General features: G+C 44.7%; 28 protein-coding genes and 2 pseudogenes. 14 read left to right on the top strand and 16 right to left on the bottom strand.

Translation table 11 applies throughout. The annotated features are described in order from the left end of the window. The first annotated feature begins 4 nt into the window (after positions 1-4). Entirely contained in the window at positions 5-1,252 is a 1,248-nt protein-coding gene (locus BCT49_RS09745; RefSeq protein WP_102435057.1) for a TIGR03503 family protein, read from the top strand. A gap of 221 nt (positions 1,253-1,473) precedes the next feature. On the opposite strand, the gene fadE is transcribed toward BCT49_RS09745, so the two are convergent. Further along, positions 1,474-3,939: an acyl-CoA dehydrogenase FadE gene (gene fadE / locus BCT49_RS09740; protein ID WP_102435056.1), complete on the bottom strand. Its 2,466-nt coding sequence runs from the start codon at positions 3,937-3,939 to the stop codon at positions 1,474-1,476. Between the two features lie 327 nt (positions 3,940-4,266). Here fadE and lpcA point away from each other — a divergent pair, with 327 nt between their 5' ends. Together lpcA and BCT49_RS09725 are read left to right on the top strand one after the other, a co-directional pair. After that, on the top strand, positions 4,267-4,842 hold the full coding sequence (gene lpcA, locus BCT49_RS09730) for a D-sedoheptulose 7-phosphate isomerase (RefSeq protein WP_017063379.1): 576 nt from the start codon (positions 4,267-4,269) through the stop codon (positions 4,840-4,842). Positions 4,843-4,907: 65 nt separating this feature from the next. Then, positions 4,908-5,753: a class II glutamine amidotransferase gene (locus tag BCT49_RS09725; protein ID WP_017079424.1), complete on the top strand. Its 846-nt coding sequence runs from the start codon at positions 4,908-4,910 to the stop codon at positions 5,751-5,753. Positions 5,754-5,922: 169 nt separating this feature from the next. Here BCT49_RS09725 and purN read toward each other — a convergent pair whose 3' ends face one another. Continuing rightward, complete coding sequence (gene purN, locus BCT49_RS09720) at positions 5,923-6,579, bottom strand: phosphoribosylglycinamide formyltransferase (RefSeq protein WP_102435055.1); 657 nt, start codon at positions 6,577-6,579, stop codon at positions 5,923-5,925. 150 nt (positions 6,580-6,729) lie between these two features. After that, positions 6,730-7,770: a phosphoribosylformylglycinamidine cyclo-ligase gene (gene purM, locus BCT49_RS09715; protein WP_102435054.1), complete on the bottom strand. Its 1,041-nt coding sequence runs from the start codon at positions 7,768-7,770 to the stop codon at positions 6,730-6,732. 169 nt (positions 7,771-7,939) lie between these two features. Between purM and upp the strand changes: the two genes are divergently transcribed. Continuing rightward, on the top strand, positions 7,940-8,566 hold the full coding sequence (upp, locus tag BCT49_RS09710; RefSeq protein ID WP_017060716.1) for a uracil phosphoribosyltransferase: 627 nt from the start codon (positions 7,940-7,942) through the stop codon (positions 8,564-8,566). Positions 8,567-8,727: 161 nt separating this feature from the next. On the opposite strand, the pseudogene BCT49_RS09705 reads toward upp, so the two are convergent. Next, positions 8,728-9,967, bottom strand: a pseudogene (locus BCT49_RS09705) (uracil-xanthine permease family protein). Between the two features lie 278 nt (positions 9,968-10,245). Between BCT49_RS09705 and BCT49_RS09700 the strand changes: the two are divergent. Further along, positions 10,246-11,505 carry a DUF2066 domain-containing protein gene (locus tag BCT49_RS09700; protein WP_102435053.1) on the top strand — a complete coding sequence of 420 codons (1,260 nt, stop codon included), beginning with the start codon at positions 10,246-10,248 and terminating at the stop codon, positions 11,503-11,505. 113 nt (positions 11,506-11,618) lie between these two features. Here BCT49_RS09700 and BCT49_RS09695 read toward each other — a convergent pair whose 3' ends face one another. From BCT49_RS09695 to BCT49_RS09680, 4 genes are all read right to left on the bottom strand, one after another. Next, complete coding sequence (locus BCT49_RS09695) at positions 11,619-12,056, bottom strand: DUF2069 domain-containing protein (RefSeq protein WP_017107212.1); 438 nt, start codon at positions 12,054-12,056, stop codon at positions 11,619-11,621. Beyond that, a complete protein-coding gene (wrbA, locus tag BCT49_RS09690; protein WP_102364407.1) occupies positions 12,053-12,646 on the bottom strand; it encodes an NAD(P)H:quinone oxidoreductase in 594 nt (197 codons plus the stop codon). Before wrbA ends, BCT49_RS09695 begins: the two co-directional genes overlap by 4 nt. A gap of 6 nt (positions 12,647-12,652) precedes the next feature. Next, positions 12,653-13,003: an arsenate reductase (glutaredoxin) gene (gene arsC / locus BCT49_RS09685; RefSeq protein ID WP_102435052.1), complete on the bottom strand. Its 351-nt coding sequence runs from the start codon at positions 13,001-13,003 to the stop codon at positions 12,653-12,655. A gap of 125 nt (positions 13,004-13,128) precedes the next feature. Beyond that, the gene (locus BCT49_RS09680) at positions 13,129-14,583 is read right to left on the bottom strand and encodes a beta-barrel assembly-enhancing protease (RefSeq protein ID WP_102435051.1); all 1,455 of its coding nucleotides are present in this window, start codon (positions 14,581-14,583) and stop codon (positions 13,129-13,131) included. Between the two features lie 189 nt (positions 14,584-14,772). Between BCT49_RS09680 and BCT49_RS09675 the strand changes: the two genes are divergently transcribed. Both BCT49_RS09675 and BCT49_RS09670 read left to right on the top strand, forming a co-directional pair. Beyond that, entirely contained in the window at positions 14,773-15,012 is a 240-nt protein-coding gene (locus BCT49_RS09675; RefSeq protein ID WP_076656902.1) for a sulfurtransferase TusA family protein, read from the top strand. Next, a complete protein-coding gene (locus BCT49_RS09670; RefSeq protein WP_102435050.1) occupies positions 15,005-16,081 on the top strand; it encodes an AI-2E family transporter in 1,077 nt (358 codons plus the stop codon). The genes BCT49_RS09675 and BCT49_RS09670 overlap by 8 nt, the downstream gene beginning before the upstream one ends. A gap of 157 nt (positions 16,082-16,238) precedes the next feature. Here the strand turns inward: BCT49_RS09670 and bcp are convergent, their stop codons facing one another. Together bcp and BCT49_RS09660 are read right to left on the bottom strand one after the other, a co-directional pair. Beyond that, a complete protein-coding gene (gene bcp / locus BCT49_RS09665) occupies positions 16,239-16,709 on the bottom strand; it encodes a thioredoxin-dependent thiol peroxidase (RefSeq protein ID WP_017107218.1) in 471 nt (156 codons plus the stop codon). A gap of 12 nt (positions 16,710-16,721) precedes the next feature. Beyond that, positions 16,722-17,264 (bottom strand): glycine cleavage system protein R, encoded by a 543-nt coding sequence (locus BCT49_RS09660; protein WP_102435049.1) that lies wholly within the window; start codon positions 17,262-17,264, stop codon positions 16,722-16,724. A gap of 374 nt (positions 17,265-17,638) precedes the next feature. Between BCT49_RS09660 and dapA the strand changes: the two genes are divergently transcribed. Together dapA and bamC are read left to right on the top strand one after the other, a co-directional pair. Continuing rightward, positions 17,639-18,517: a 4-hydroxy-tetrahydrodipicolinate synthase gene (dapA, locus tag BCT49_RS09655; protein ID WP_029223468.1), complete on the top strand. Its 879-nt coding sequence runs from the start codon at positions 17,639-17,641 to the stop codon at positions 18,515-18,517. Positions 18,518-18,565: 48 nt separating this feature from the next. Further along, positions 18,566-19,612, top strand: a complete 1,047-nt coding sequence (gene bamC, locus BCT49_RS09650) for an outer membrane protein assembly factor BamC (RefSeq protein WP_017107221.1) — start codon at positions 18,566-18,568, stop codon at positions 19,610-19,612. Positions 19,613-19,778: 166 nt separating this feature from the next. On the opposite strand, the gene BCT49_RS09645 is transcribed toward bamC, so the two are convergent. The 4 genes from BCT49_RS09645 to BCT49_RS09630 form a co-directional block, all read right to left on the bottom strand. Next, positions 19,779-19,988: a DUF2897 family protein gene (locus BCT49_RS09645; RefSeq protein WP_102435048.1), complete on the bottom strand. Its 210-nt coding sequence runs from the start codon at positions 19,986-19,988 to the stop codon at positions 19,779-19,781. 8 nt (positions 19,989-19,996) lie between these two features. Continuing rightward, positions 19,997-20,671 carry a M15 family metallopeptidase gene (locus BCT49_RS09640; protein ID WP_102435047.1) on the bottom strand — a complete coding sequence of 225 codons (675 nt, stop codon included), beginning with the start codon at positions 20,669-20,671 and terminating at the stop codon, positions 19,997-19,999. A gap of 46 nt (positions 20,672-20,717) precedes the next feature. Next, positions 20,718-21,854: a succinyl-diaminopimelate desuccinylase gene (gene dapE, locus BCT49_RS09635; RefSeq protein ID WP_102435046.1), complete on the bottom strand. Its 1,137-nt coding sequence runs from the start codon at positions 21,852-21,854 to the stop codon at positions 20,718-20,720. Between the two features lie 98 nt (positions 21,855-21,952). After that, complete coding sequence (locus BCT49_RS09630; RefSeq protein ID WP_017110361.1) at positions 21,953-22,300, bottom strand: ArsC family reductase; 348 nt, start codon at positions 22,298-22,300, stop codon at positions 21,953-21,955. Positions 22,301-22,505: 205 nt separating this feature from the next. On the opposite strand from BCT49_RS09630, the gene BCT49_RS09625 reads away from it, so the two are divergent. Further along, the gene (locus BCT49_RS09625) at positions 22,506-22,793 is read left to right on the top strand and encodes a winged helix-turn-helix domain-containing protein (RefSeq protein ID WP_029223467.1); all 288 of its coding nucleotides are present in this window, start codon (positions 22,506-22,508) and stop codon (positions 22,791-22,793) included. Positions 22,794-22,860: 67 nt separating this feature from the next. On the opposite strand, the gene BCT49_RS09620 is transcribed toward BCT49_RS09625, so the two are convergent. Next, positions 22,861-23,202 (bottom strand): DUF4156 domain-containing protein, encoded by a 342-nt coding sequence (locus tag BCT49_RS09620; protein WP_102435045.1) that lies wholly within the window; start codon positions 23,200-23,202, stop codon positions 22,861-22,863. A gap of 12 nt (positions 23,203-23,214) precedes the next feature. Continuing rightward, positions 23,215-23,559: a DUF2956 domain-containing protein gene (locus tag BCT49_RS09615; RefSeq protein WP_102435044.1), complete on the bottom strand. Its 345-nt coding sequence runs from the start codon at positions 23,557-23,559 to the stop codon at positions 23,215-23,217. A gap of 109 nt (positions 23,560-23,668) precedes the next feature. On the opposite strand from BCT49_RS09615, the gene BCT49_RS09610 reads away from it, so the two are divergent. From BCT49_RS09610 to BCT49_RS09595, 4 genes and pseudogenes are all read left to right on the top strand, one after another. Further along, positions 23,669-24,130 carry a DUF2919 domain-containing protein gene (locus BCT49_RS09610; RefSeq protein WP_076668339.1) on the top strand — a complete coding sequence of 154 codons (462 nt, stop codon included), beginning with the start codon at positions 23,669-23,671 and terminating at the stop codon, positions 24,128-24,130. A 65-nt stretch (positions 24,131-24,195) separates the two neighbouring features. Next, a complete protein-coding gene (locus BCT49_RS09605; RefSeq protein ID WP_102435043.1) occupies positions 24,196-25,119 on the top strand; it encodes a Dyp-type peroxidase in 924 nt (307 codons plus the stop codon). A 122-nt stretch (positions 25,120-25,241) separates the two neighbouring features. After that, positions 25,242-26,375: a flagellin gene (locus tag BCT49_RS09600; protein WP_102435042.1), complete on the top strand. Its 1,134-nt coding sequence runs from the start codon at positions 25,242-25,244 to the stop codon at positions 26,373-26,375. A 297-nt stretch (positions 26,376-26,672) separates the two neighbouring features. Continuing rightward, positions 26,673-26,929: pseudogene (locus BCT49_RS09595) on the top strand (flagellin); the annotation flags it as partial.

Below are 26,929 nucleotides of genomic sequence, written 5' to 3'. Positions count from 1 at the left end.
AAGTATGTTAAGGGTATTGGCTACCGGTTACTTATTGCTGTTAAGCTTTAGCTTGCATGCGGCAACGGAATCCGTAATGAGTTTATTGGACAACCGTTTTCGCGTTGATCCCAGTATTGAACAAGTCACCTTTGTGATTTATCGAGCCGATAACTCTAAACCTGTCGTTTTGGTTCGCCCTGATGGCAAGAAATACTACGCTTGGCGCAATGCCGATAATGTCCGTTGGTATGAAGAATCGTCAATGGACATCATATCTATCGACAACCCGATGCCAGGTCCTTGGCAAGCGGTTGGTAAGGTCTCACCTAAGAACAACATCAAGCTATTGTCTCACCTTGTTTTAGATGCCAATGACTTTCCTGACAAACTGTACCAAACCGAACACATTAAATTTACGGCTCGTTTGACCTCAGACGGCAAGCCTTTGGTGCTGCGTGACTTTTTAGATCGCGTAAAGCTTAAGGTCACTTTTACTAAGTTCGTTGAAAATGAAGAATCTTTGGTGAGAGAGGCGCGTCCCGTTCCGGTTGTGATGGGCGAGTTTGCCGATGATGGCAGTGGTCTGGATGAACAAGCCGGAGATGGCGTTTTTACTGTGTCGTTACCGATTGATATTGAGCCGGGTAAATACCGTGCGCGTATTACTTCTGGTAATGGTGTGTTCCTTCGAGCACAAGAACAAGAGGTCTTGGTCTACCCAACACCGCTCACCACGACGTTTATTCAGTCTCGTAAAGAAGGGCTGCCTCATACTATTGTCGTATCAGGTGAACCGGGCATGATAGCCCCAAGCTCATTAGCCGTTCATGTTGAGCATAAAGCCCCTGATGAGTATGTAACGTATAAGCAAGGCCAAGCTGAAGTCGATGCGATGAAAGTGCCTTTAGAGGTGCCTTACAATGGTGATTTGGGGATTTATAGTTGGTCAGGAATGGTTTACGCCACCGATGCTTCAAGTCAACGTCCACTGATCTTTCCAATTACAGAACAATCATACAGCGTTGTTGAAGATATCGATTTAGCTGAGTCAAGACGCCTTCAAGAAGAAGCGCTAGCCGAGCAAAAACGTATTGCGACAGAGTTGATGATTCTTCAGAAACGTGAAGATGACCGACAACGCAGTATGATCATTATTGCTATCGGTAATGTTGTCGCGATTCTATTGGGCTTGTTGATCTGGTTTGTGATTCGTAAAGTGACGGCAAAGAAACAAGCTCAGCCTGAGATGCAGCTAAGAGCTCCTAAATAAAACAGGAGTAGTCGCTGACGAGTTCATTCAGCGTTGGCTTTAGCTCTTCGAGGTAAGTCGCTCATCGATATAAGCTGCTCATGGATGTAACATTGCGACTACTTTATTGTGATATAAAAAAACGGGACTCTATGAGTCCCGTTTTTGCTTCTGGTCTATCTCGTGTACCTGGTTTCGTAACTGAATTGCTTAATTACATACCGATACAACTGATACTTTGGCTAGGCCACGTTATCAATCGATTGATCTGGGTATTGTGACTTTGCTGCGAGTTCCTCTGGTGCGAAGTCGTCAACGTTAATCGTATACAGACGGTGCTCTTCTGCGCTAACAAGCAACGCGGCTTCTTGTTCATTTAGAATACCTTTCTCAAGTCCTAATTGAGCAACAAGATCGAGTCTTAAGAAAGCGCGTTTTTGATGCGTCTCTTTGCAGACTTTGTCGAATAAAGGCTCTGCTTGCAGAATCACTTCTAGTGCTTTCTCGATCTTACCAACAGGGTTGTATTCTGTTGCTTCTAAGTATTGACCGCGGCCAATACGTGAACGAGTTTCACTTGGTGTTTGTAGTATGTTCGCTACTTGGCTGTCGAGTTTGTCATTAGGTGCACGGCGAATACGACCAAATGGCATTAACACAACACGAAGTAGACGACCAATTACCGGGTTAGGGAAGTTTGCTAGGAACTCATCAATCGCGACTTCAGTTTGACGTAAGCTATCTTGCATACCCCAATGTACTAGCGGTAGATCCTCAGCGTGGCTGCCTTCACTTTCAAAACGTTTAAGTGTTGCAGACCCTAAGTACAGTTGACTCAGGATGTCGCCCAGTCTTGCTGATAGACGTTCTCTACGTTTCAAAGAACCCCCTAGTACTGCCATTGAAATATCAGACAGTAGCGCTAGGTTAGCGCTGTAGCGGTTCAATTTTTGGTAGTAGCGCTGTGTTTGTTTATCGGTTTTATTCGCTGGTGTTGGCGTATCAGAACCGCGGCCATCGGTTAGACCAAACCATAAGCTGCGAACTAGGTTACTGAGCGTAAAGCTAACGTGGCCAGCTAATGCAGAATCAAACTTATCCAGTGCATCGCTGCTTTCAGAATAAGCTGCTTCCATTTCGCTTAGAACATAAGGGTGACAACGAATCGCACCTTGACCGTAGATGATCATTGAACGAGTCAGGATGTTTGCACCTTCAACGGTAATCGCGATTGGCGAACCTTGGTAGCCACGTGCTAAGAAGTTTGATGGACCTAAACAAATGCCTTTACCACCGACGATATCCATCGCATCGATGATGCTGCGTTGGCCACGGTGAGTACAGTGGTATTTAACGATAGCAGAGATAACTGAAGGCTTTTCGCCAAGGTCGATACCTGCAACGGTCAAGTTACTCGCAGCGTCCATCACGTAAGCATTACCCGCTAGGCGTGCTAGTGGCTCTTCAACCCCTTCCATACGACCGATTGGTTGTTTGAACTGGCGACGAATGCGAGCGTAAGCACCGGTTGCCAGTGCCGCAGACTTGATACCGCCGGTTGAGTTTGAAGGCAGCGTGATACCACGACCAACCGACAGACACTCAACCAGCATACGCCAGCCTTGGCCTGCCATTTTCTGACCACCAATGATGAAATCGATCGGTACGAAGATGTCGTCGCCCTGAGTTGGACCGTTTTGGAATGGGACATTGAGTGGGAAATGACGATTACCAATCTCAACACCTTTTAAATCAGTTGGGATAAGCGCACAGGTGATACCAAGATCTTTTTGATCACCAAGCAGGCCATCCGGGTCACGCAGTTTAAAGGCCAAGCCTAATACGGTCGCGACAGGCGCTAGGGTGATGTAACGCTTGTTCCAAGTTAGGCGCATGCCCAATACTTCTTCACCTTCCCATTCACCCTTACATACCACACCGTAATCTGGGATAGAGCCTGCGTCTGAGCCCGCTTCTGGGCTAGTTAGTGCGAAACAAGGGATCTCTTTACCTTCAGCTAAGCGCGGCAGGTAATGGTTTCTTTGATCTTCGGTGCCGTAGTGTTGCAATAGTTCACCAGGGCCTAGTGAATTAGGTACGCCAACTGTCGATGATAATACGCTCGAAACACCCGTTAGCTTCTGTAGAACCAAAGATTGAGCATAAGCTGAGAATTCTAAACCGCCGTATTTCTTTTTGATGATCATGGCAAAGAATTTGTGGTCTTTTAGGAATTGCCATACCTCTGGTGGTAGATCCGCTAACTCATGCGTCACTTGGTAATCGTTCACCATTTCACAAACCTGATTTACAGGCCCGTCTAAAAAGGCTTGTTCAGCTTCAGATAACTTAGGGTCTGCAATGTCTTGCAGTTTCTTCCATTCTGGTTTGCCTTTGAACAGTTCAGCTTCCCACCAGACCGTACCCGCTTCCAATGCTTCTTTTTCTGTCTGAGACATTGCTGGGAGTACTTTCTTAAACAAAGAAAGCGCTTTTTGACTGATGATGGTTTGACGAATTGCAGGTACAGCAAGCATTGCAACGGCCAAAAGGTAACAAAGCCAGCCAGTGACAGCTACGCCGCCAAACAATGTCAGTACAACCATTGAAGCGGTTAATACGATTAAAGCACGTACCAGACTAACTCTATGGTAAAGGCAGACACCAAAGATGGTTGTCATGGCAAGTAGGGAGAGCAATATGTTCATGATCGATTTCCTTTTCAGAGATCACTTATCGTTATGGTTTTAGGTAAGAGGTCTAACCAGTTAAGTGTAAACAAAATATTAAATATTTGTAAAACTCTAAATTGGGTAAAAAGTGATCTTAATAGAGTTAAAATTCTAATTGTGAGAGGTTGGTGGTGAATAATTGGACGGTTCTGCAGTGAGAGGTTAATTAACGTGGCAATCTTTTAGCTTAAGTATCGACACTATTTCATGTTTGTGGGTAAACTCAGTAATAAAGAGGGGAAAACCCTCAGCTCTCATTTCACGTACTTTAAGTTGCGTAAAAAAATATAAGAGATAAGCCTTATGTACCAAGACCTAATCAAAAGTGAATTGAACGAAGCTGCTGACGTTCTTAACAAGTTTTTGAGCGATGACCACAATATCGCTCAAATTGAAGCTGCGGCAAAATTGATTGCTGACTCATTTAAACAAGAAGGCAAAGTGCTTTCTTGTGGTAACGGTGGTTCACACTGCGATGCGATGCACTTTGCGGAAGAGCTAACTGGCCGTTACCGTGAAAATCGTCCAGGCTACGCTGGTATTGCGATTTCAGACCCTAGCCACTTATCTTGTGTTAGTAACGACTTTGGCTATGACCATGTCTTTTCTCGTTATGTAGAAGCCGTTGGTCGTAAAGGCGATGTGTTGTTTGGTTTGTCGACTTCAGGTAACTCTGCCAACATTTTGAAAGCGATTGAAGCTGCTCAAGCTAAAGGCATGAAAACCATCGCGCTGACCGGTAAAGATGGCGGTAAAATGGCAGGTTGTGCTGATATCGAAATCCGAGTTCCGCATTTTGGTTACGCTGACCGCATCCAAGAGATTCACATTAAGATCATTCACATTGTGATTCAGCTTGTCGAAAAAGAAATGGAATAATAGTTTTACAGACATTTGGAGCCCAGCTTAGGCTCCATTGGTTTTAAAAGGGAGTAGATTAAACCATGTGTGAATTGCTCGGTATGAGCGCGAATGTGCCAACTGATATTTGTTTTAGTTTCACCGGCCTGATGCAGCGTGGAGGTAATACCGGACCACATCGTGATGGGTGGGGAATCACCTTTTATGAAGGGAAGGGCTTTCGAACGTTCAAAGATCCTAACCCTAGCTGTGAATCAAAGATTGCTGAGTTAGTTCAAAACTACCCAATTAAAAGCCAAGCTGTTGTCAGTCATATTCGTCAAGCCAATCGTGGTGGCGTTAATCTAGAAAACACTCACCCATTTACTCGTGAGCTTTGGGGACGATATTGGACCTTCGCTCATAATGGCCAATTAACGGATTACGATGATCTGGTTAGTGGACGTTTCAGACCTGTCGGCGAGACGGACAGTGAGCTTTCTTTTTGTTGGTTAGTGAAGCAATTAGAAGATCGTTTCCCTGAACCACCACAAGACATGGAAGGCATGTTTCGCTTTGTTGCGGAATGTTGTGACCAGTTGCGTGAGAAAGGTGTCTTTAACATGCTACTCAGTGATGGTGAGTACGTCATGACCTATTGTACGAATCACTTGTACTGGATAACAAGACGTGCGCCTTTTGGTAATGCGAGCCTGATTGATGAAGATGTTGAGATAAACTTCCAAGAAGAGACCACGCCAAATGATGTGGTTACGGTCGTCGCAACGCAGCCTCTTACATGCAATGAAGAGTGGTTTAGAATGAAGCCAGGCGAATACGCCCTGTTTCATTTTGGTGAGCTGATCGGTAATAACCATAAAGCGTTGGAAGATGTTGCTTACGCACCTAAAAAGGTGGCAAGCCAAGCTCCGACGGAACCATTGAGCTAAGCTAAGTCTTCTGAATAGTATTATTCTGAAACGTATAAAAGAAAGGCCGCTTACTGAACTAATAAATCAGTAAGCGGCCTTTTTTTGATTTGATTTGATTTGATTTGATTTGATTTGATTTAATTTGATTTGATTTAATTTGATTTGATTTGATTTAGTTTCTGACGAATTACTCTTCTGCGTAACCGTACTTGCCTAATGGTTTTCCGTCTAAGATTGCTTGTCCGTTTGCCATTGATAAACGACCTTCCGCGAACCACTTGCAGACCATAGGGTAAATGCAGTGTTCTTGGGTGAGCACTCGGCTTGCTAGCATGTCGGCATCATCCTCTTCAAATATTGGCACCTTAGCTTGTAAGATTACAGGGCCACCGTCGAGCTCTTCGGTAACAAAGTGGACGCTGGTGCCATGCTCTTTGTCCTGAGCATCAATAGCACGCTGGTGGGTGTGCAGCCCTGGATATTTAGGTAACAAAGAAGGGTGAATATTGATCATTTTACCCGCGTAATGACGAACAAACTCTGAGCTCAGAATACGCATGTAGCCAGCAAGTACAATCAGGTCGGGTTGGTAAGCATCGATCTGAACCATCAATTCATGATCAAACTCTTCACGGGAGTTAAATTCTTTTGGATTCACCGAGTGAGCGTCAACACCTGCTGATTTTGCGCGATCTAGACCAAAAGCATCCGCTTTATTTGAGAAAACGGCCTTAACAGAGGCGTCAATCGTGTGGTTGTCACAGGCATCTAAAATAGCTTGTAAGTTGCTTCCGCTTCCTGAGACTAAAACGACGATGTTTTTCTTAGAGTGACTGTTATTCATAGAATGGCTGTTCTTCATAGACTGGATAATGCAATTGATTAATTAAAGTATTTACAATTTACCTACATAAACTAAGGTTTTCTGCGGGCCAAATAGCAAAATGAGGACCAATAGGTCCTCATTTATTAACTAAGTAAGTGAACGTATCACTTATTTAATTTCAACTTGCTCTTCGCCAGCTTCAGCGTTTGCGATCTCACCGATAACCCAAGCGTTTTCGCCTTCAGCTTTCAGTAGTTCAACAGCAGCGTCTGCTTGATCTTTAGGTAGAGCAACAATTAGGCCTACGCCACAGTTGAAAGTGCGGTACATTTCAAATGTCTCCACGTTTCCTTTCTCTTGTAGCCAGCTGAAAATAGCAGGCCATTCCCAGCTCTTGCCATTAATCACTGCTTTAGTGCCTTCAGGAAGTACGCGTGGGATGTTCTCCCAGAAACCACCACCAGTGATGTGCGAAATAGCATGAATGTCATGCTCTGCAATCATCTTAAGTGCCGATTTGATGTAAATCTTAGTAGGTTCTAGTAGGTGCTCACCGATAGTGCGGCCTTCTAGTTCTTCATTCTTATCAGCACCAGAAACTTCTAGAACTTTACGAATCAAAGAGTAACCGTTTGAGTGTGGACCACTTGAGCCAACCGCGATAAGTGCGTCGCCTGCTGCTACTTTAGTACCATCAATGATGTCAGCTTTTTCTACAACACCAACACAGAAGCCAGCAACGTCGTAGTCGTCGCCTTCGTACATGCCTGGCATTTCAGCCGTTTCGCCACCGATTAGTGCACAACCTGCTTGAACACAACCTTCAGCAATACCTGAAACAACGTCTGCTGCTGTATCTACATCTAGCTTACCTGTTGCGTAGTAGTCTAGGAAGAATAGCGGCTCACCACCTTGAACGATTAGATCGTTCACACACATTGCCACTAGGTCGATACCAATGGTGTCGTGTTTTTTCATATCCAAAGCAAGGCGAAGTTTAGTACCAACACCATCAGTACCTGAAACAAGCACTGGCTCTTTGTATTTCGTTGGAAGTTCACATAGGGCGCCAAAGCCACCAATACCGCCCATTACTTCAGGGCGACGAGTGCGTTTAACGGCACCTTTAATACGGTCTACTAGTGCATTACCTGCGTCGATATCAACACCAGCGTCTTTGTAGCTTAGAGAAGAAGTATTACCACTCACGGGATAGTCCTCGAACTTAAGTTGGATGTGAAAACGGCGCTATTCTAACAGGGCTTGATTACCAAGAGCAAACGTTTGCGCGGTTTTTTTTATTAGAATAAAGATTCTGAAATAACCTTAGAGTTCGTGTATAATCTACAGGTTTGTTTAAATATTGCCGGAGTTGGAAATGAAAGTTGTTGAAGTGAAACACCCGCTAGTAAAACATAAAATTGGCCTGATGCGTGAAGGTGAGATTAGCACTAAGCGTTTTCGTGAGCTAGCGACAGAAGTGGGTAGCCTTCTAACATACGAAGCGACATCAGACTTTGAAACTGAGCGTGTAACTATTAATGGTTGGAACGGTCCAGTTGAAGTTGACCAAATTAAAGGTAAAAAAGTAACTGTAGTGCCAATCTTGCGTGCTGGTCTAGGCATGATGGACGGCGTTCTTGAGCACATCCCAAGTGCACGTATCAGCGTTGTTGGTATCTACCGTGACGAAGAAACGCTTGAGCCAGTACCATACTTCAACAAGCTTGCATCTAACATCGACGAGCGTATTGCTCTAGTGGTAGATCCAATGCTTGCGACAGGTGGTTCTATGATCGCAACGATCGACCTAATGAAAGAGAAAGGTTGTAAGCACTTTAAGATTCTTGTGCTTGTAGCGGCTCCTGAAGGTATCGCAGCTCTAGAAAAAGCGCACCCAGACGTTGAGCTTTACACGGCTGCAATCGATGAGAAGCTAAACGACAAGGGCTACATTGTTCCTGGTCTTGGCGATGCTGGTGATAAGATCTTCGGTACTAAGTAATTCGGTTTCAGCTTAAGTTACTCTAAACCGTTTCTTAACTTGCTGAATTAGCCGTATTAATAAAAAGGGAGAGCATTCGATGCTCTCCCTTTTTTGATCTTGCTAGCTTGTGATGCTCTTTATTGAGTATCACAAGCCTCTATCAATTCGTCGATTTGCCGTTAGTCGATTTGCGCTTTATCTACAACGGTGTTGTCGCCTAGCTCTTCAGGAAGGACTAGGTTCAGTAGAATCGCCACGATACCGCATAAGCTTACGCCTTGAAGGCTAAAGTCACCGATGCCAAATGCCATGCCCGCCAATACCGAATACTAGAGTAATACCGACAATCACAAGGTTACGTGATTTGTGTAGGTCAACTTTGCTCTGAATTAGAGTGTTCAGGCCGACTGTTGCGATTGAACCAAACAGTAGAATCATGATGCCGCCCATTACAGGAACTGGAATCGTTTGAAGTAGAGCACCTAACTTACCAACCAATGCTAGAACAATCGCTGTTACTGCTGCCCAAGTCATGATCACTGGGTTAAATGCTTTCGTCAGCATTACCGCACCGGTTACTTCACTGTAGGTTGTGTTTGGTGGCGCGCCTAGCATAGAAGCTGCAATCGTCGCCACACCGTCACCTGTGATGGTGCGGTGTAGACCTGGTTTCTTAAGGTAGTCTTTGCCGGTTACGTTAGAGATAGCAAGCATGTCGCCAACGTGTTCAACGGCCGGTGCAATCGCAACAAACACCATAAAGAAGATAGCGTTGATATTGAACTCTGGCGCGGTGAAGTTAGGTAGAGCTAACCAAGCAGCTTGAGCAACTGGCGTGAAATCAACGACACCGTAAACCAAGCTTGTGATGTAACCCGCTACAATGCCGCCGAAGATTGGTAGCAGTTTAAGGAAGCCTTTCGAGAACACACTGATGACAATCGTCACTAGCAATGAAATAGATGAAATCCACAATGCTGCGTCTGCATCGATAAGCTGAACTGCACCATCACCTGTTTTACCTAGCGCCATGTTTACCGCAACAGGCGCAAGACCTAAACCGATCACCATGATCACTGGGCCAACCACGACTGGTGGAAGCAGCTTATGGATGAAGGCTACGCCACGCACTTTAATCAACGCACCCATTAATACATACACCACACCGGCTGCCATTAGGCCACCCATGGTTGCACCTACACCCCAAGTTTGAATACCAAACATGATAGGGGCGATGAATGCAAAAGAAGATGCTAAGAAGATTGGCACTGAACGGCGTGTAATAAGTTGGAATAAAAGGGTACCGATACCTGCGCCAAAGAGTGCAACGTTGGGATCAAGTCCTGTTAGTAGCGGCACCAGTACAAGCGCACCAAACGCTACAAACAGCATTTGCGCACCTTGCAGAGCATTTTTCATGTTATGTCCTTAAAAATGGTCGTTATATGAAAAGTGAAAAATAAAATTCGCGGGATTCTATCACTTAGCAATCGATTGCCACACCAAATAGATCAAATTTATTTATCTTAGTGATGTTTTATATCCATCGTCGCCCGAAAAACTCAGTTTATAAGTGAGCGATTTATCATGGCCAGGTGATATTTTAAGGTTATTAAACACAGTGGGCGCTATCGACCTTGCCCCTCAATCCATAGTTGCTTATCATCTAGGCACAAGATTTGAATATTAGGATCAGTATGCGCTACATAGCATTGTTGTTGATGGGACTATTAGCCTCTCCGAGTTATGCCTTAACTCAAGTAGATATTTTTAGTGCTGAAGTTGCGATTAACGCTGAAAACAAACAGCCAGAACAAGTGGCAAGAAATACAGGTATGGAGCAGGTATTAATACGTGCGACTGGCCAAACCGATGTCGCTTCGAATGAGACGATTCAAAAGGCGATGCGTAAAAGTTCGCAGTATATGTCTCAAATGAGTTTTGGCGAAAGCAATGACCAATCAACATTGCGTATGCGTTTTAACGGTGCTCAAATCCGTTCTCTATTGACGCAAGCACAGTTGCCGTACTGGCCTGACACGCGTTCAAACATCCTTGTTTGGCTGGTGGAAGAACAGAACTACGACAAGAATATTGTGTGGGAACACTCCAATTCACAATTGGCTGCGGGTTTACAAGCTAACGCAAAAGAGCGCGGCCTACCCCTGACGCTACCTGTTGGTGATTTTGACGATATTACGGGTATTGCGACCTCTGACTTATGGGGCAGCTTTGTCTCGCCAATCAGCAAAGCGAGTCAACGTTACCCGGTTGATGCTGTATTGGTGATTAAGGCTCAATCTTCTGGATTGCGTTGGACTCTGTATGACCAAAAACCAAACCAACTGACGAGCGCACCAAAATCTCCAGTCAGCGGTTCAGTATCGGGCAACAGTGCGACGACTTCTAAGAAGCTTGTTGACCAAATCAGTAACTACTACGCGAGTAAAAGTGCGGTAACGGTTGCGAGTGAATCTTCGGAATCAATCTTAACGCAGTTTATCAGCCTGGATAACGCACAAGACTTCTTCCAGTTGGAGAGTGCACTTAAGCGTTTAAACTCAGTGGCAAGCCTAGATATCCTTAAGATTCAAAACAACGAAGTGACCTTCCGAATTCACTTATTGTCGACTCAACAAGAGTTTGAGCAAGAAGTTGAAAGTATTCGCCAAGTCGCGAAGGTTGAAGAGTCTTACATTGAACCTGAAGTGAGCCCTGAATTTGAAACGCAAGACAACTCCATGTCTGTCGGCGATGATTCAACAGACGCTGTTGATGCTGAGAGTAGCGAGATTGACTCAAGCGTTCAGGTGATTAAAGGCAGTGAGGTATCTATGGATGCTGAGCCAACAGGTACTTCTGATGTAACGTTAGACGAATCTGGTGAAGAAGAACTTACTGTAACAGCACCAGTACACGCTAAGCCAAGCCTAGTATATGAATGGGTTCGCTCGTAATCGTCTACCAAAATGACTGATTGAAATGACATTATGAAAAGCCCTGCAAGAGTTATCTCGCAGGGCTTTTTGTTGTTCTGGTGTTATGTAAGCTCTAAAGCATCGAATCAATATTATTGCTCGAATTTCGCTTTCTCTTTCTTTTCTACTTCAGAAAGGCGCTTAAGCTTAATACCTAACTCTTTGGCTCTAAAACGGGTAAACAAGATATTACCTGCGAAGCCTAGGCTAGTCAGGAGTAGTTCTACAGCTGCTAACAAACGCTCTCCACCGTCTACATACATAATCGTTAACGCGTGTAGGAAGTAGAGCATTAAGACGAAATTCGCCCAAGCGTGCGTATAAGGCTTGCCTGCTAGAATGCCCGGCAATGGCAGTAACAGCGGTACAGCCCAAGCAATCGCAAGTGTGACATTGCTTAGATGCGGGTGCGGCGAAAGCGTCATCTGCCAAGCCACTACCCAAAATAAAAGCAGCAAGTTACCTGCTAACGCTAGGTAGCGAAAGAGCTTTGTTTTGGGAGACATAGCCGTTTCTGGCATATACATCATTGAGAGATTCCCTTCTGGTTGATAGCGATGCGCGCTAAGCGTTTACCTAGGTTCTGCGCTAACTCAATTTCTTCTTTGCTTAATGAAGCGCTCTCTCCAGTACTGCTTGCACCATAAGGTGTGCCACCGGTTTGAGTGGTGTGCAGCGCAGGTTCCGAGTAGGGGATTCCCACGACTAACATGCCATGATGAAGTAGAGGCAACATCATACTTTGCTGTGTCGTCTCTTGACCACCATGCAGTGATGAAGAAGAAGTAAACACACAAGCTGGTTTATCGATGAGATCGCCATTGATCCACATTGATGTTGTGCTATCCCAAAAGTGCTTCATTGGCCCAGCCATATTGCCGAACCAAACTGGGCTGCCTAGTGCTAAACCATCGCAAGAACGAAGTTCTTGCAAGGTCGCAATAGGATCTGTCGGTTGATAACGCGAATCAGGCTGCTCTTCTACCGTGTACACGTCGTTCACCGTTCTTAGCATGGCTTCACAGTTCGGGATAGATTCAACCCCTCGTGCAATTTGTCTTGCTAGCGCTTGTGTGTTGCCGTGGCGACTGTAGTAGAGAACAAGAATGTTAATGCTCATATTGGCTTACAGAATCTCTAGTACTTGCTCTGGTGGGCGACCAATTTTTGCTTTGTTGTTCGCGACAACAACAGGGCGTTCAAACAGTTTTGGATTTGCTGCCATTGCTGAGAAAAGAGCTTCATCAGTCACCGATGCATCACCTAAGTTCGCTTCTTTGTAATCCGCTTCTTTGGTGCGCATCATCTCGCGCACACTAGTAAAACCAAGCTGAGTGAAAAGCACTTTAAGCTGCTCGATAGTTAAAGGTGTGTCTAGGTATTTGATAACCTCAGGCTGTACGCCGTTTGCTTCAAGCAGTTCGAGAGTTTGACGGCTCTTTGAGCAACGTGGGTTATGATAAATCACGACAGACATGGTTCTTCCTCATTATTATTTTTGATTTAGTTGTTCAGTTGAAGCCACCAGAGCGGCTTCTTTATTACGTAATGTTGAGCTTTATTTTTATGTTGTCACCAAGAATGACGGCTAATAAAACAAGCTTATTGCAACGATAAGAAACGTTCGCGCTGAATCATTAGCTGGTCAATTCGAGCATCATAACGTGCTTGTTTTAGGCTGCCGAGTTCTGCGATTTGGCTGGCTTGCGTGTAGTACTGAATCGCTTTGTTCCAGTTGGCTTGCAGTGCCAAAATTTCTGCGCGGGCAGCAAGATCTTCATCGCTATTACCTAAGCTCGTATTGACCTTTGAAAGTAAGTGCCAGCCATTGGTGTCGTTCGGATTATCGTGCGTGTAACGCTGTAATACTCGAACGGCTTCTTGGAAGTTTTCATTTTCAATCAGCGCATTGGCGTAGTTAATGGTCAGAACCGAGTTGTTTGGTTGACGAACCAGCGCTGATTCGAGTTCTTTAATCGCTATCTCAGGCTTTTTCTGTTCAATGTGCAGGTCTGAGATCGCATCTAAATAAAATAGGTTGGTTGGATCGCTGTTGATGAGCTTGGTCAGAATCGGCTCTGCTTTATCCAATTTTTTAGAATCTAGATAAACCAGTGCTTGGCCATATTCTAGTGAAGGCACCATAGCTTTTGGTGCTTTCTTCAGTTTACGTTCAAACCAATCCAAGGCCGCATCATTGTTGATACCCGCATAGCGCGCGACAATACGAGCTCTCGCTAGGTGGTAATCCAATGAAGGAGCCAGTTTAAGTGGCGGATAGCTGCGAGCACGGGCACGAGAATCTGTGATTCGGTCTTCTGGTAACGGGTGAGTTAGCAGCATTGGTGGTGGTGTGCTTGCGTAGCGGTATTCATCAGCCAAACGACCGAAGAAACGTGGCATCGCATTCACATCGAATCCAGCTTTTGCGAGCGTGTTGATACCAAAGCGGTCGGCTTCTTTTTCATTACTACGGGTGTAGTTGATTTGGCTTTGCATGTTACCCGCAGTTGTTGCGGTTAATGCAGCAATGCCCGCTTCAGGCGCTGCAATTGCCAGTAATACAGAGGCGGCAAGTGCTGCGATAGTCGCAGGAGAACGGCGAGCTTGGTCTTCCATACTACGTGCTAAGTGACGTTGGGTAACGTGCGCGATTTCGTGCGCTAATACCGAGGCGAGTTCACTTTCTGATTGAGCATGCAGGAACAGACCTGAGTGCAGCGCAACGTAACCACCAAAGAAAGCGAAGGCGTTAATGTTGCGGTCACGGATCATAAAGAACTGAAAAGGGGTCTTCACATCATTCGCGTTCGCGACAAGGCGATGGCCGAGCGTATCGATATATTGGTTGAGAACAGGGTCGTTGACGATGGGCTGGCTGCTTCTGATGATGCGCATGTAGGCATCACCATAGATAAGTTCTTGGTCGATAGTGAGTGTGCCGCCAGCAGCGGTGCCGATATCCGGTAGCTCCAAACCATTGGTATTCGCCAACGTTGGTGTGCTTAATGTGGCTGCGATGCATAAGCAAGCAATTGAACGAGCGCGTTTAAACATATTAGTCAGTAATACTCCGTTTCATCTGACAGTAAGACAAGTGCAATGCAAATTGGTTCTTTATCTGATTTAACCTTTACCAAGTGCGTGCGCTATCATGAAGGTAGTGAATGAATGAATGAATGAATGATGGCGCGTTTTCAAAAACAGATTACAATACGACCCTTATAATAAGCATCGAGCCCAAGAATGACACCTAATATTCTAGATTTACGCCAAGAGCGATGTCCAATGGCTTTATTATTAGCCAAGCGTCACAGTGTAAAGTTAGAAGTCGGACAGTCATTGTCAATTTATGTCTCTGATAATAGCTCGATGAAAGATATTGTTACTTTTTTGTCTAAGCAAGCCTATGACGTCATCACTGAGGTTTGCTCTAATTACCATCATCTCCTCGTCACTAAAAAGGAATTGCAGTCAGATGCTTGAAATGGTCAATCGTTGGTATAAACGACGTTTCTCTGATCCCCACGCTGTCAGTTTGGTTGCCATCATTCTATTCGGCTTTATTACGATCTACTTCTTTGGTCACCTTATTGCGCCATTATTGGTGGCAATTGTGTTGGCTTACTTGCTTGAGTGGCCTGTTACCCAACTTCAACGGTTAGGTGTTCCAAGAACCCCATCAGTGATGTTGGTGATCTTAATGTTCTTTAGCGTGATGCTATTGGCGATATTTGGTTTGGTACCGACCATTTGGGAGCAAGTGGGCAACCTAATCAATGATATTCCAAGCATGTATGGCAGCCTACAAAAGTTCATCGCGACGATTCCTGAGCGTTACCCTGAACTGGCTAACTTGCAGATTGTTGAGTCAGTTATGTCTAACGCAAAGAACAAAGCACTGGGCTTTGGCGAGAGCGTTGTTAAAGGCTCTTTAGCGTCTCTTGTGAGCTTGGCGACACTGGCGGTTTACCTGATTCTTGTACCACTGCTGATTTTCTTCTTACTGAAAGATAAAGAAGAGATGATCAGAATGGCAAGCGGAGTACTTCCTCGAAATCGTCGTTTGGCGACCAAAGTATGGGTAGAGATGAACCAACAAATCTCCAATTACATTCGCGGTAAGGTTCTCGAGATTTTAATCGTTGGTGGTGTGAGTTATGTCACCTTCGCGATTTTGGATCTTCGTTATTCAGTCTTGTTAGCGGTCGCGGTTGGTTTCTCTGTGCTGATTCCTTATATCGGTGCGGCAGCGGTAACGGTACCTGTGGCGATTGTCGGTTTGTTCCAATGGGGACTAGAACCTCAGTTCTACTGGCTGTTACTAGCGTACGGCATCATCCAAGCGCTAGATGGTAACGTGTTGGTTCCGGTTCTGTTCTCTGAAGCAGTGAACCTGCACCCAGTTGCGATTATTGTTGCGGTATTGGTGTTTGGTGGGCTGTGGGGGTTCTGGGGCGTGTTCTTCGCGATTCCACTGGCAACGCTAGTGAAAGCGGTTTGGAATGCTCTACCGAGTCATGCTCTCGATGATGACCCTGAACATCAGCAGTAGCCTCTGATAGCCAATAGCAATTGAACAAGCTATTAATTTGAATAAGTATAAAAAAGGCGACTATCGATGATAGTCGCCTTTTTGCATTTGGCTTAGTGAGTGGTGTATTTAGATTCGCTAGGTATGAACTTAGAGAATCAACTCACTGAAATCGAGATTAAGCTTCTGGGTTGAAGTAATCTAAAACCACTTCGTGGTGGGTCTTGGTTTTGAACTTATTGAAGACGTGTTCAATCTGACCTTCTTCATCGATTAGGAAGCTAATACGATGCAGACCATCGTATATTTTACCCATAAATTTCTTCTCGCCCCAAACGCCAAACTGTTCAGCAACGCTGTGGTCTTCATCTGATAATAGAGTGAAGTTCAGAGATTTCTTCTCAACGAAGTTTGGTAGGCGTTTGACTGGATCAACACTCACACCCAAAACCACGACATTGAGGTCATCAAGTTGTGCTTTGATATCACGCAGACCTTCCGCTTGCACGATACAACCTGGAGTCATTGCTTTTGGGTAAAAGTAGAAAAGTACTTTTTTACCCTTGAAGTCACCAAGAGATACGATATTGCCATCTTGATCTGGAAGAGAAAAAGCAGGTGCTGGAACACCAGCCGTTAGCGTATTCATGACATTTCCTTTTTAGAGACTGTTTTTAATAAAGTTGAGCGAGCCTTGTACGGATAGGCTCTGACACAGCGCGTCGAATTCTTCTTGTAGCTGCATCAAATTACATTCTGATTGCACAGAAGCGGTAATAGAGATATGGAATTGGTCGTTGTCGAGCTGAACCTTGGACTTATTGATGGTTCGGGCGCTCAGCGAGTCGAGTCCGATGTTGCGGTCAGCAAAGAACTGAGTGAACTGCTCGGTAAGGCCGATTTTATCTTCTGACTCAACGAAGACCTCTACGGTATAAGAGTTTTCAATCACATCGTGAGTTGAGGTGCGCTTCATTATTGTAATCAAGTCGTGCTCTTGACCAAGCAAGGGCAGAGTGGTTTCAACACGAGTGATGTTGTTTGCCTTTCCAGACAGTAGCATGATAAGCGTAAATTCTTCGCCAAATAGGGCGATACGGCTATCAATAATGTTACAGCCTGATTGGGTGACCAAATGAACCACTTGGTTACATACACCTGGGCGATCAGTGCCCACAGCTGTGATTACTAGATGTTGAGTCATAAAATCACGTCTCTATATATTCCATTGATGCATGCATGTTAGCACAGTTAACAAGAGGAATAAGTGTGCGAAGGGGGCTTTTATCAGGCGTTTGCCTTCCGGTGCGCAACAAATGGTAGGAATATCGAGGAGGCTAAAAAGCAAGATAACGCTGCGCTGCGACAGCTTACCTTTTACTGACATCTAGTTTAGCCCTATCCGTTAGATTGAGCGTAGATGACCTAAATTTTCAGATAGAACGGCGTTAGAAGTCGTTTTACCTCAAACATACGACAATATTTAATGCAGTTGTTGCCAGTAAGCCACTTTAATGTCTTGTGTTTATTGATCGGCTTACAGTAACATGCAAAAAGAATAAATTAAGGGAGATAGACATGTTTTCAGGAAGTATCGTTGCGCTAGTTACGCCATTTAATACAGATGGTGAAGTGGATTTCGACAGCCTTAAAAAGTTGGTTGAGTACCATGTTGCTGCAGGTAGTGATGGTCTGGTTGCGGTTGGCACAACAGGTGAGTCTTCTACGCTCACTATTGAAGAGCATGTCAAAGTCGTCAATAAGATCGTTGAATTTGCCGATGGTCGTATCCCTGTTATTGCAGGTACAGGCGCTAATGCCACTCACGAGTCAGTGTTATTCAGCCGTTTGTTGAACGGTTCTGGTATTGCTGGTTGCCTGAGCGTAACGCCTTATTACAACAAACCGACTCAAGAAGGTTTGTACCAACACTACAAAGCGATTGCTGAAGTTAGTGACGTTCCACAAATCCTATACAATGTTCCGGGTCGTACTGCCGTTGACTTGTTACCAGAAACGGTTGCTCGCCTTGCTGAGATCGAAAACATCGTTGCACTTAAAGATGCGACGGGTGATCTCGACAGAATTGCAATTCACCGTGAACTTTGTGGCGAAGACTTTATCTTACTAAGTGGTGATGACTTAACAGGTCTAGAATTTGTTAAGCGTGGTGGTGATGGTGTTATCTCTGTAACCAATAATGTTGCAGCTGCTGATATGGCAACCATGTTCAAACTAGCGAAAGAAGGTAAGTTTGAAGAAGCAGAAGCGATCAATGAGCGTTTGATGCCTCTTCACAAAAACTTGTTCGTTGAATCTAACCCTATTCCCGTAAAATGGGCGGTTCACAAATTGGGTCTGATTGCTGAAGGTGGCTTACGTCTACCGCTGACTGAATTGTCAAAGCCAGCTCAACCTGTTGTTGCTCAAGCAATGACTGAAGCGTGCATTTACTAAAACGTATGAAATGATGCCGAAGCGAACCTTCGGCATTTAGGAGTATAAATGAAGTATTCTCACCAGCTAGTGATTGGGTCACTGGCTGTTTTCGTTCTTACAGCATGTTCTGGTAGCCCGACTCAACGTCGTCAAGCCAAAGATGATTTCGAATACTTAGAAACACCTGAGTTTTCACAATGGCAATTGCCTGAAGATGCTCAACCTCAGTTCTACCCAAATTTTGATATCCCAAGCGGTGAATTCAGTGGTGGTACAGGTCGTCAAGTGGATATTCGTCCGCCTCAACAGGTTCTTGAACTGATCCCAGGTGCTCGTGCTGAGCGTCAAAACGGTGAAGTGACACTATGGCTTCTTCGTGCTGAAGAAGCAGACCGAGTGTGGCAAACGGCGGTAGACATGCTAGCTCAGCGTGGCATTGGCATTCGTGAGCAATCAGAGAACGACATTGAGACCGATTGGGTAACTTGGGTTTCTGAAGACGAAGAAGTAGAAATTGGCAGCCGCTATTCTATTTCTCGTTTCCAAGCGAACAATCGTCATGGCTTCAAGATTAACTTGATTGATTGGCGTGAAGGTTCTGAAGAGAAACCTGTATCGGCAACCAATAAAGAGCGTTACAACGCGTTCCTAACGAACCTTGTGATGGCTAAGTACGATGAAAACCTTCGTGCTGAAGCTGCACTGAAAGCGCAAGAGTTAGTGAAACGCATCCCAATTTCAATGGGTGCTGACCGCAGTGGTTTCCCTGTGATTATCGCGCGTACGCCTTACAACGTATTGTGGCAACGCTTGCCTGAACTGCTACCTCAAATGGGCTTCGAGCTTGAAGAGCGTAACCAGTCTCAAGGTACCGTGAAAGCGAAATACGCAGCGCCTGATGATGAATTCTGGGAAACAATTGGCCTACAACCTATTGATCTAGCGCCAGGTACTTACACCTTCTTGTTTGGTGATCTTGGTAACCGTACGTCAATTAACGTAACGGATGCATCAGGTAAGCCAGTAGAAGAAGAGCTACTGAAGTCAATGGTTCCGGTATTGGCACACGTTGCTGATCAAACCAAAGATAAGAAAGAAGCAAAAGCGGAATAAGCCCTGAGCTGATTTTGACAAATAAAAAGAGGACACACTGTGTCCTCTTTTTTTATGTCTGTTTGTCAGCGTTTTATCTATCTGTTGTCTATTTGTGTTGTTTATTTGCTAACAAGGGATAACAGCACGCCCGGCTTGTTGGGGCTAGCGCATCAAAGGCACTAGGTTAAGTGTCTTTGTTCTCTGTGGATTTATCTTCTTGAGCTTTCTCTTGGTTTTGTCTATCCAATTGATTGAGCTTGTCTAAGTCTTTCTCTGTTTTGTTACGACCTGTCAGATCCATATTGGCGGTCTGTTTGAGCGCAGCAATATTACCCACCACAACGCTAACCACGATGATGATGATAACCCAAGGGTTTGTAAGCCACTCCAACATAAGCGCTCCTAATGACTGATATTCGCCACGAAGCGCGCATAGATCTCGTCTAGCTGCTCCATAATTATCTCATACCCTAATATTGGCTTAGATTGGAGTTGCTTGCCAAGTAAAGTGGGAGATAACTGTGATAAACACAACTGTGAAACTTTACGGTGGCTAATATGCCAAGGTTCTATCGCCACACCGCCGAGGTCTTGGCTGTAAGGAAAGAAGAACCCATATTGAGATGCATTGGCAACAAGCCATTGGTAAAACGCTTGCTGGTGGCCAGTAAGGTATTCCCATGGTTCCAGTTGTAACTGCGCGCCTTCAGGTAAGTGATTACGAGCAAAGACATCAAAGTCACAACCCCAATGGTGACGACTCGCTCCGGGAAGCGCAGACCATCTTAGGATCGCCGACAACTTTTGATGTTCACTGAGTGTTGAAGCATTCAGTGGCTGGCTTTCTGAGTCTAATATCGGTGCTTCACCAGAAAACTTACGATTCCAAATCAGAGATTGCCTTTCATAGTCGCGAAAGCCACTGGCAATCTCCATTTTAAAACCAGCGAGTTGAGCAGCTTCAATCAAGTTGTTCAGATCATCTTTGACGTCACTGTGGACCAAGAAGGTCTTGGTGCCAATCAGGCTAGGTTCCAGATGAGAATCTGATTGTCCGGTAAGCTGCTCTGGTGTCATAACGCGTCTCTCAATAATTAGATGCGATGAATCGCTGATGAAAGAACTATTTAGCGAACAGGTTCACTAGTGTTCTTTCGTACATGTCAGTTAGCTTCTCTAAGTCAGCCACTTTCACGCATTCGTTAACCTTGTGAATGGTTGCATTAACCGGACCTAGTTCTACCACTTGCCCTTTCATGCGTGCGATAAAGCGGCCGTCAGATGTACCACCAGTGGTCAGTAGTGCTGGTTTTACGTCATTAACGTGGCCAACGGCATCCACAATAGCATCAAGCAGTGAGCCTGCGTCGGTTAAGAACGGGTCGCCATTGAATGTCCATTTCAAATCGTATTCGAAATCGTACTTGTCGAGTGTATTTGTGATTCTCTCAACGATGATGTCGTTGTTTAACTCTGTGCTAAAGCGAAGGTTAAACTGAACATTAAATTCACCAGGAATTACGTTTGACGCACCAGTGCCCGCACTTACATTTGGGATCTGGAAGCTGGTTGGTGGGAAGTAATCATTACCTTTGTCCCACTCGGTCGTAGCCAGTTCATTGATCGCAAGCAGAGAGCTGTGTACAGGATTGTTCGCTAGGTGAGGGTAGGCAACATGACCTTGTGTGCCTTTAATCGTTAGATCGCCAGTGATAGAACCACGACGGCCGTTCTTCACGACATCACCGACGTACTCAGTACTTGATGGTTCACCTACAATACACATGTCGATGTTCTCACCACGAGCCATCAGTGCTTCAACAACACGTACTGTACCGTTGATGAAAGGGCCTTCTTCATCTGACGTGATAAGGAAACCGATTGAGCCTGTGTGATCAGGGTGCTTAGCGATGAACTGTTCTACTGCAACGATCATTGAAGCTAGAGAACCTTTCATATCTGCCGCGCCGCGACCGTGTAGGAAACCATCTACGATAGTCGGTTCGAATGGTTTAGTGTTCCACTGCTCAATTGGGCCTGCAGGTACAACATCTGTGTGGCCAGCAAAGGCAAATAGAGGCGCTTCTGTACCACGGCGAGCCCAGAAGTTCATCGTATCTTCAAATACCATCACTTCGATTTCAAAGCCTAATGCTTTTAAGCGTTCAATCATCAGGTCTTGGCAACCTGCATCTTCAGGGGTTACCGATTGACGGCTAATGAGGTCTTTTGCCAGAGCCAAAGTTGGGCTATCTGTCATCCTTGAATTCCTTGTTTAAATAAAACGTCTAGTCATTAATTGTTGAGCGCTGAATAGGGGAGGTTCAACGCTTTTTTTGTTTAATTTTATGCGGCTACTTAAGCAAAAATAGCGGCATATTGATCAGCTTTGAAGCCGATGTGAAGCTTGCCATCCACTTTCAAGATTGGGCGCTTAATCATTGCTGGTTGTTCAACAAGCAGAGCCACGGCTTTTTCTTCCGTTAGCGTGTCTTTTTGTTCTTGAGTCAGTTGGCGATAAGTCGTACCACGTTTGTTTAGCACCAACTCCCAACCAAGCTCTGAACAGAAGCTTGTTACTAACTCTTCAGTGATACCTTGTTTACGATAATCGTGAAATTCGAACTCGATACCTTCAGCTTCTAGCCATTTTTTTGCTTTTTTGATGGTGTCGCAGTTCGGAATGCCAAACATAGTGATAGTCATTATTCTTCCTTTGGGTGATTTTATTTCGTTGTTATGAGTTGAATCCTATCAGGAAGCTGCAATTCAGACAAAATAGAGTGAGGAATATTTCATAGAGTGAAAAAAAACAGTAAGAAAATGTCACTATTGGAGACTTATTGATCAGCCTCAACATGTTGTCAGCGAAAAAAGAAATAATTGAGTTGCACATATATAGGAGGTGTCAATGGAGTTGAGTCCTGTTTTTGCAAGGCGGCTATATTTAGCATTGTTAGTGGAAAGCCTTGATAGGCCAAATGTGCCTAAACTCATCGAAAAAACGGGTTGGCCTCGTCGTACTATTCAAGATGTACTCAAGGCGTTACCGGGGATCGGTATCGAACTTATGTTTGTTCAAGATGGGCGGCGTCATAATGATGGTTATTACCAGTTATCCGACTGGGGGCCATTTGATAGTCAATGGGTTATCGAACGTAAAGGCGATATAGCAACAAGCCTTGGATTTAGTGCATAAGCCAGCGAAAGCTGGCTTTCTTTTGGGCGTAGTAAAATCAAAGCATATTGAGATGCCGATTTACTGATTAATTTTCTCTCTTACACAGGTAGGCTGTACCAAGCATAGTGACGGAAGTACTAAAGTCTTGGGGAAGGGTAAATATGATGGTGTCTGCTCCTAATTCAATGGCGTTGGATTTTAATTCGTTCATTGCGCCTTGAATCAGAGTGTCATTTGGGAAAAATAGGTAGCTGTACCAGTGGCCTTCGCTGCCTGTGACTTCCCCTTTGTACTCGCACTTGTTGATATCAATCAGTCCGTGATAATCCATTTGTACTTGGTCAGCTTCGTTATGCGGGACTGTCGTCGGTGTCGTGCACCCTAATAACATGCCAGTCATAGCGAAAGTGACTAATTCCTTTTTCATACGTTTACCTTGCTATTTCATCAAATAAATCGCGAAACCTACCCAGCTTGCGATCAATAGTAACCACGGTAATTTGCTGGCGTGATTTGATGTTGTTTCAACATTCGCGCCTACATTGTTCTCTTCGTCTAGATTCGCTTGTTGAGTCTGCTTCTCTTTCTGTGCGCGTTTTTTTGCTTTATCAGCTTGGCGACCGCGTTCTTTTTGCTGTTTCTTGTAAAGTGCGATGCCTTTCTCGATACCCTGAGCAATCAACTTCGTTTGTTCTTTGGTTTGAGCTGGCTTTTGAGTCGCTTTGGCTATCTTCAGTGCTTCTTGTTGAGATTCAACAGACGGTGTATTAGTTTTCTTTTTCATACTGAGTTCGATAATTAAAACGGATTAACTAATAAGATAACGCAAACCTAGTTAAGTATGAATGATTTGCGTTAAAGTGTTGGTTTGAAAATAAGTGAAAGTGAGATTTGTGCGGTACTCCATAGAACAATACGACAAACACGGCTTTTTGAAAGCCCCAATCTTATTATGGTTAGGTTGGCTGTTTCTTGCGAAAGCCTTGGTCGTTTTCATTGTTGCGGGCGCAAGCCGAGAGTCAGGAACGGATATCCTCGAGATCATCTATCCAGACCACCAGATGTTTTATGTCGGAATTGCTTTGAGTGTCCCTAGCTTGCTACTGATGTGGTTGTTTGGACTCAGAACACCAGAGAGAAAGCGTCTCAATAAAGTCGTGTCATGGGGCCGTTGGGTCACCATGATGGCTATCTTGGCACAAGGCTCTCATACACTTTATTTAATCTATTTGGATAACGGATGGTTCCGTTGGTCAAATGGCATCACCTTGTTGTTGCTCCTGTGGTTAGCGCTTTTTCTAACCAATAGTCATGCCGCGAGGGATTGCTTTAAAGTGGTTGAGCACGAAGACTGATTCTCATCAAAACATTTGTCCCATTCACAATTATACTTAGAAGCTAAAACTGGAAGGAATAATCTATGCTTAATGTCTCAAATGAGCAGCCTAACGTTCAAAGTGCTATCTTGCCAGAAGCTGGGCCTTTTGCTCTTTACGTTCAATTAAAAGTGAATGCTAACACTGCTAATGTACTAGCAGAAATTCAAAAGATTCCTTCGCTAATCGAAGAGCTCAACCAAACTCAACCAGATGCGAACTTAACGGCGTCAGTTGCGTTCTCAAAGGCTTTTTGGAATAAGTTCGAGCAAGCTGCTCCGTCTGACCTCATTGATTTCCCTGCGCTTGGTGAAGGTGATGTCACTGCACCGAGCACATCGTCTGATGTTTTGATTCATTGTCATTCAAATCGACACGATCTGCACTTCTTCATCCTGCGTAAATTGCTATCTGAAGTAGCTGCGGACGTTGAAGTAGTGGATGAAACCTACGGTTACCGCTTCCTAGATTCACGTGACATGACCGATTTCGTTGATGGCACCGAAAACCCGAAAGACGCACAGCGCGCTGAAGTGGCGATTGTACCTGAAGGTGAATTTGCTGGCGGTAGTTATGTGATGGTGCAACGTTTTGTGCATAACCTACCTGCTTGGAACCGATTGAATGTATCGGCACAAGAGAAAGTCGTTGGTCGTACTAAGCCCGATTCAATTGAGCTAGATGATGTTCCTGCGGCGTCTCACGTTGGTCGTGTAGATATCAAAGAAGAAGGCAAGGGCCTTAAAATTGTTCGTCACAGCCTACCGTATGGCACAGCAACGGGCGACCATGGCCTATTGTTCATTGCTTACTGTAATGTTCGTCATAACTTTGATGCGATGCTAGAGAGCATGTACGGCGTAACAGATGGTAAAACAGACCAACTGCTGCGTTTTACTAAAGCGGTGACAGGCGCTTACTACTTTGCTCCTTCAACTGACATGTTGAGTGCATTAACGGTTAAGTAAATCGTCTCAAAATAGAATAAACAAAGGGAGCCTCAGGGCTCCTTTTTTATTAAAGCTTTAGATAGATTGGTCGATATAAGAGCAATCGTGAGTTTTATTCATCTTTTTGTAAGTGAAGGTCTATGGCTATAACTGTTAATACAAATGTCTCAGCGCTGGTGGCTCAGAGAAATCTGTCGAATGCCAACAACATGCTGAACCAATCTTTGGAGCGCTTAGCTTCAGGGAGTCGTATTAATAGTGCAAAAGACGATGCGGCTGGCTTACAAATTTCGAATCGATTAGAAGCGCAGATGAGCGGCATTGATGTCGCGGTTCGAAACGCTAACGATGGAATCTCCATTATGCAGACTGCAGAAGGGGCGATGAACGAAACCACCAATATTATGCAACGCATGCGAGATTTGTCACTGCAAGCGAGTAATGGTTCGAATAGCCAGTCGGAAAGGACGGCGATTCAAGAAGAAGTGACTGCTCTAAATGATGAGTTGAATCGAATTGCTGAAACCACCTCGTTTGGTGGTAAAAAACTCCTTAACGGTAGTTTTGGTAGTTCGTCATTTCAAATCGGTGGCAGTTCTGGTGAAGCGGTGCAGATAGGTTTGAAAAACATGCGCACCGATGACATCAATATGGGTGGCTTTAGCTATGTCGCCAATGGCATGGTTAGTGACTCGTGGGAAGTCAAATCCAACCAGAATGATATGACGATGTCGTTTACCGACCGTTTTGGTCAGCCACAAGAGATCACCATCAACGCGAAAGCGGGCGATGATATCGAAGAGTTGGCGACTTACATTAATGGTCAAACAGATCTGGTCTCGGCTTCAGTTAATGATGAAGGGCAGCTTCAGATCTATATGTCAGGCGAAGACACGGCAGGCACGATCTCTTTCTCAGGTTCGTTAGCCAGTGAGCTTTCGATGTCGGCGGGTTATTACGAATCAGTCGATGACATCAATGTGACCGATGTGGGTGGCGCGCAGCGTGCTGTCTCTATTTTGGATACAGCGATGAAGTATGTAGATAGTCACCGCTCTGAACTCGGCGCGATGCAAAACCGCTTTGATCATGCCATAAACAATCTCAAAAACGTTCATGAGAACTTGGCTACATCCAACAGTCGAATCAAAGATACCGACTACGCCAAAGAAACCACTCAAATGCTCAAGCAGCAAATACTGCAACAAGTGAGCACCACAATATTGGCTCAAGCCAAACAAGCGCCGAATCTTGCTTTAACCTTACTGGGTTAATAAATCGCCTCGAATCTTATAAAGGTAATTCAGCTTAACTAAAGCCCTTTGGTTAATAAAAATACAACTTTTCGCTCGACTGACATCTCGACAACTTTAGCGTTTTTCTCATCTTTTTTTGATAATTTTACTGCTAGTCACGCTTTCTTCCCCTTTCTCGCTATTTCTTTAATTTTATTGTTTTTTTCCTAAAGGTTTCAGTATTCACGCCGTTATTAATAGTAACTTAGAGATAACTACTTGGTTTTCCGAGACGTCGGAAACCGCTATACCGGAAAATCAATTGGAGAAGTCACCATGGCAGTGAATGTAAATACCAACGTTTCAGCGATGACAGCACAACGTTACCTAAACAACGCAAACAGCGCACAACAAACATCAATGGAGCGTCTAGCTTCTGGCTCTAAAATCAACAGCGCGAAAGATGACGCTGCGGGCCTACAAATCTCTAACCGTTTGAACGTTCAGAGCCGCGGCCTTGATGTTGCTGTTCGTAACGCGAACGACGGTATCTCTATTGCACAAACTGCTGAAGGTGCAATGAACGAGACAAC

This window comes from Vibrio lentus (assembly GCF_002875945.1).
Taxonomy (GTDB): Bacteria; Pseudomonadota; Gammaproteobacteria; order Enterobacterales; family Vibrionaceae; genus Vibrio; species Vibrio apostichopi.
Note: the sequence above shows the minus strand (reverse complement) of the source record. Positions and strands in the feature narration are given on the sequence as shown.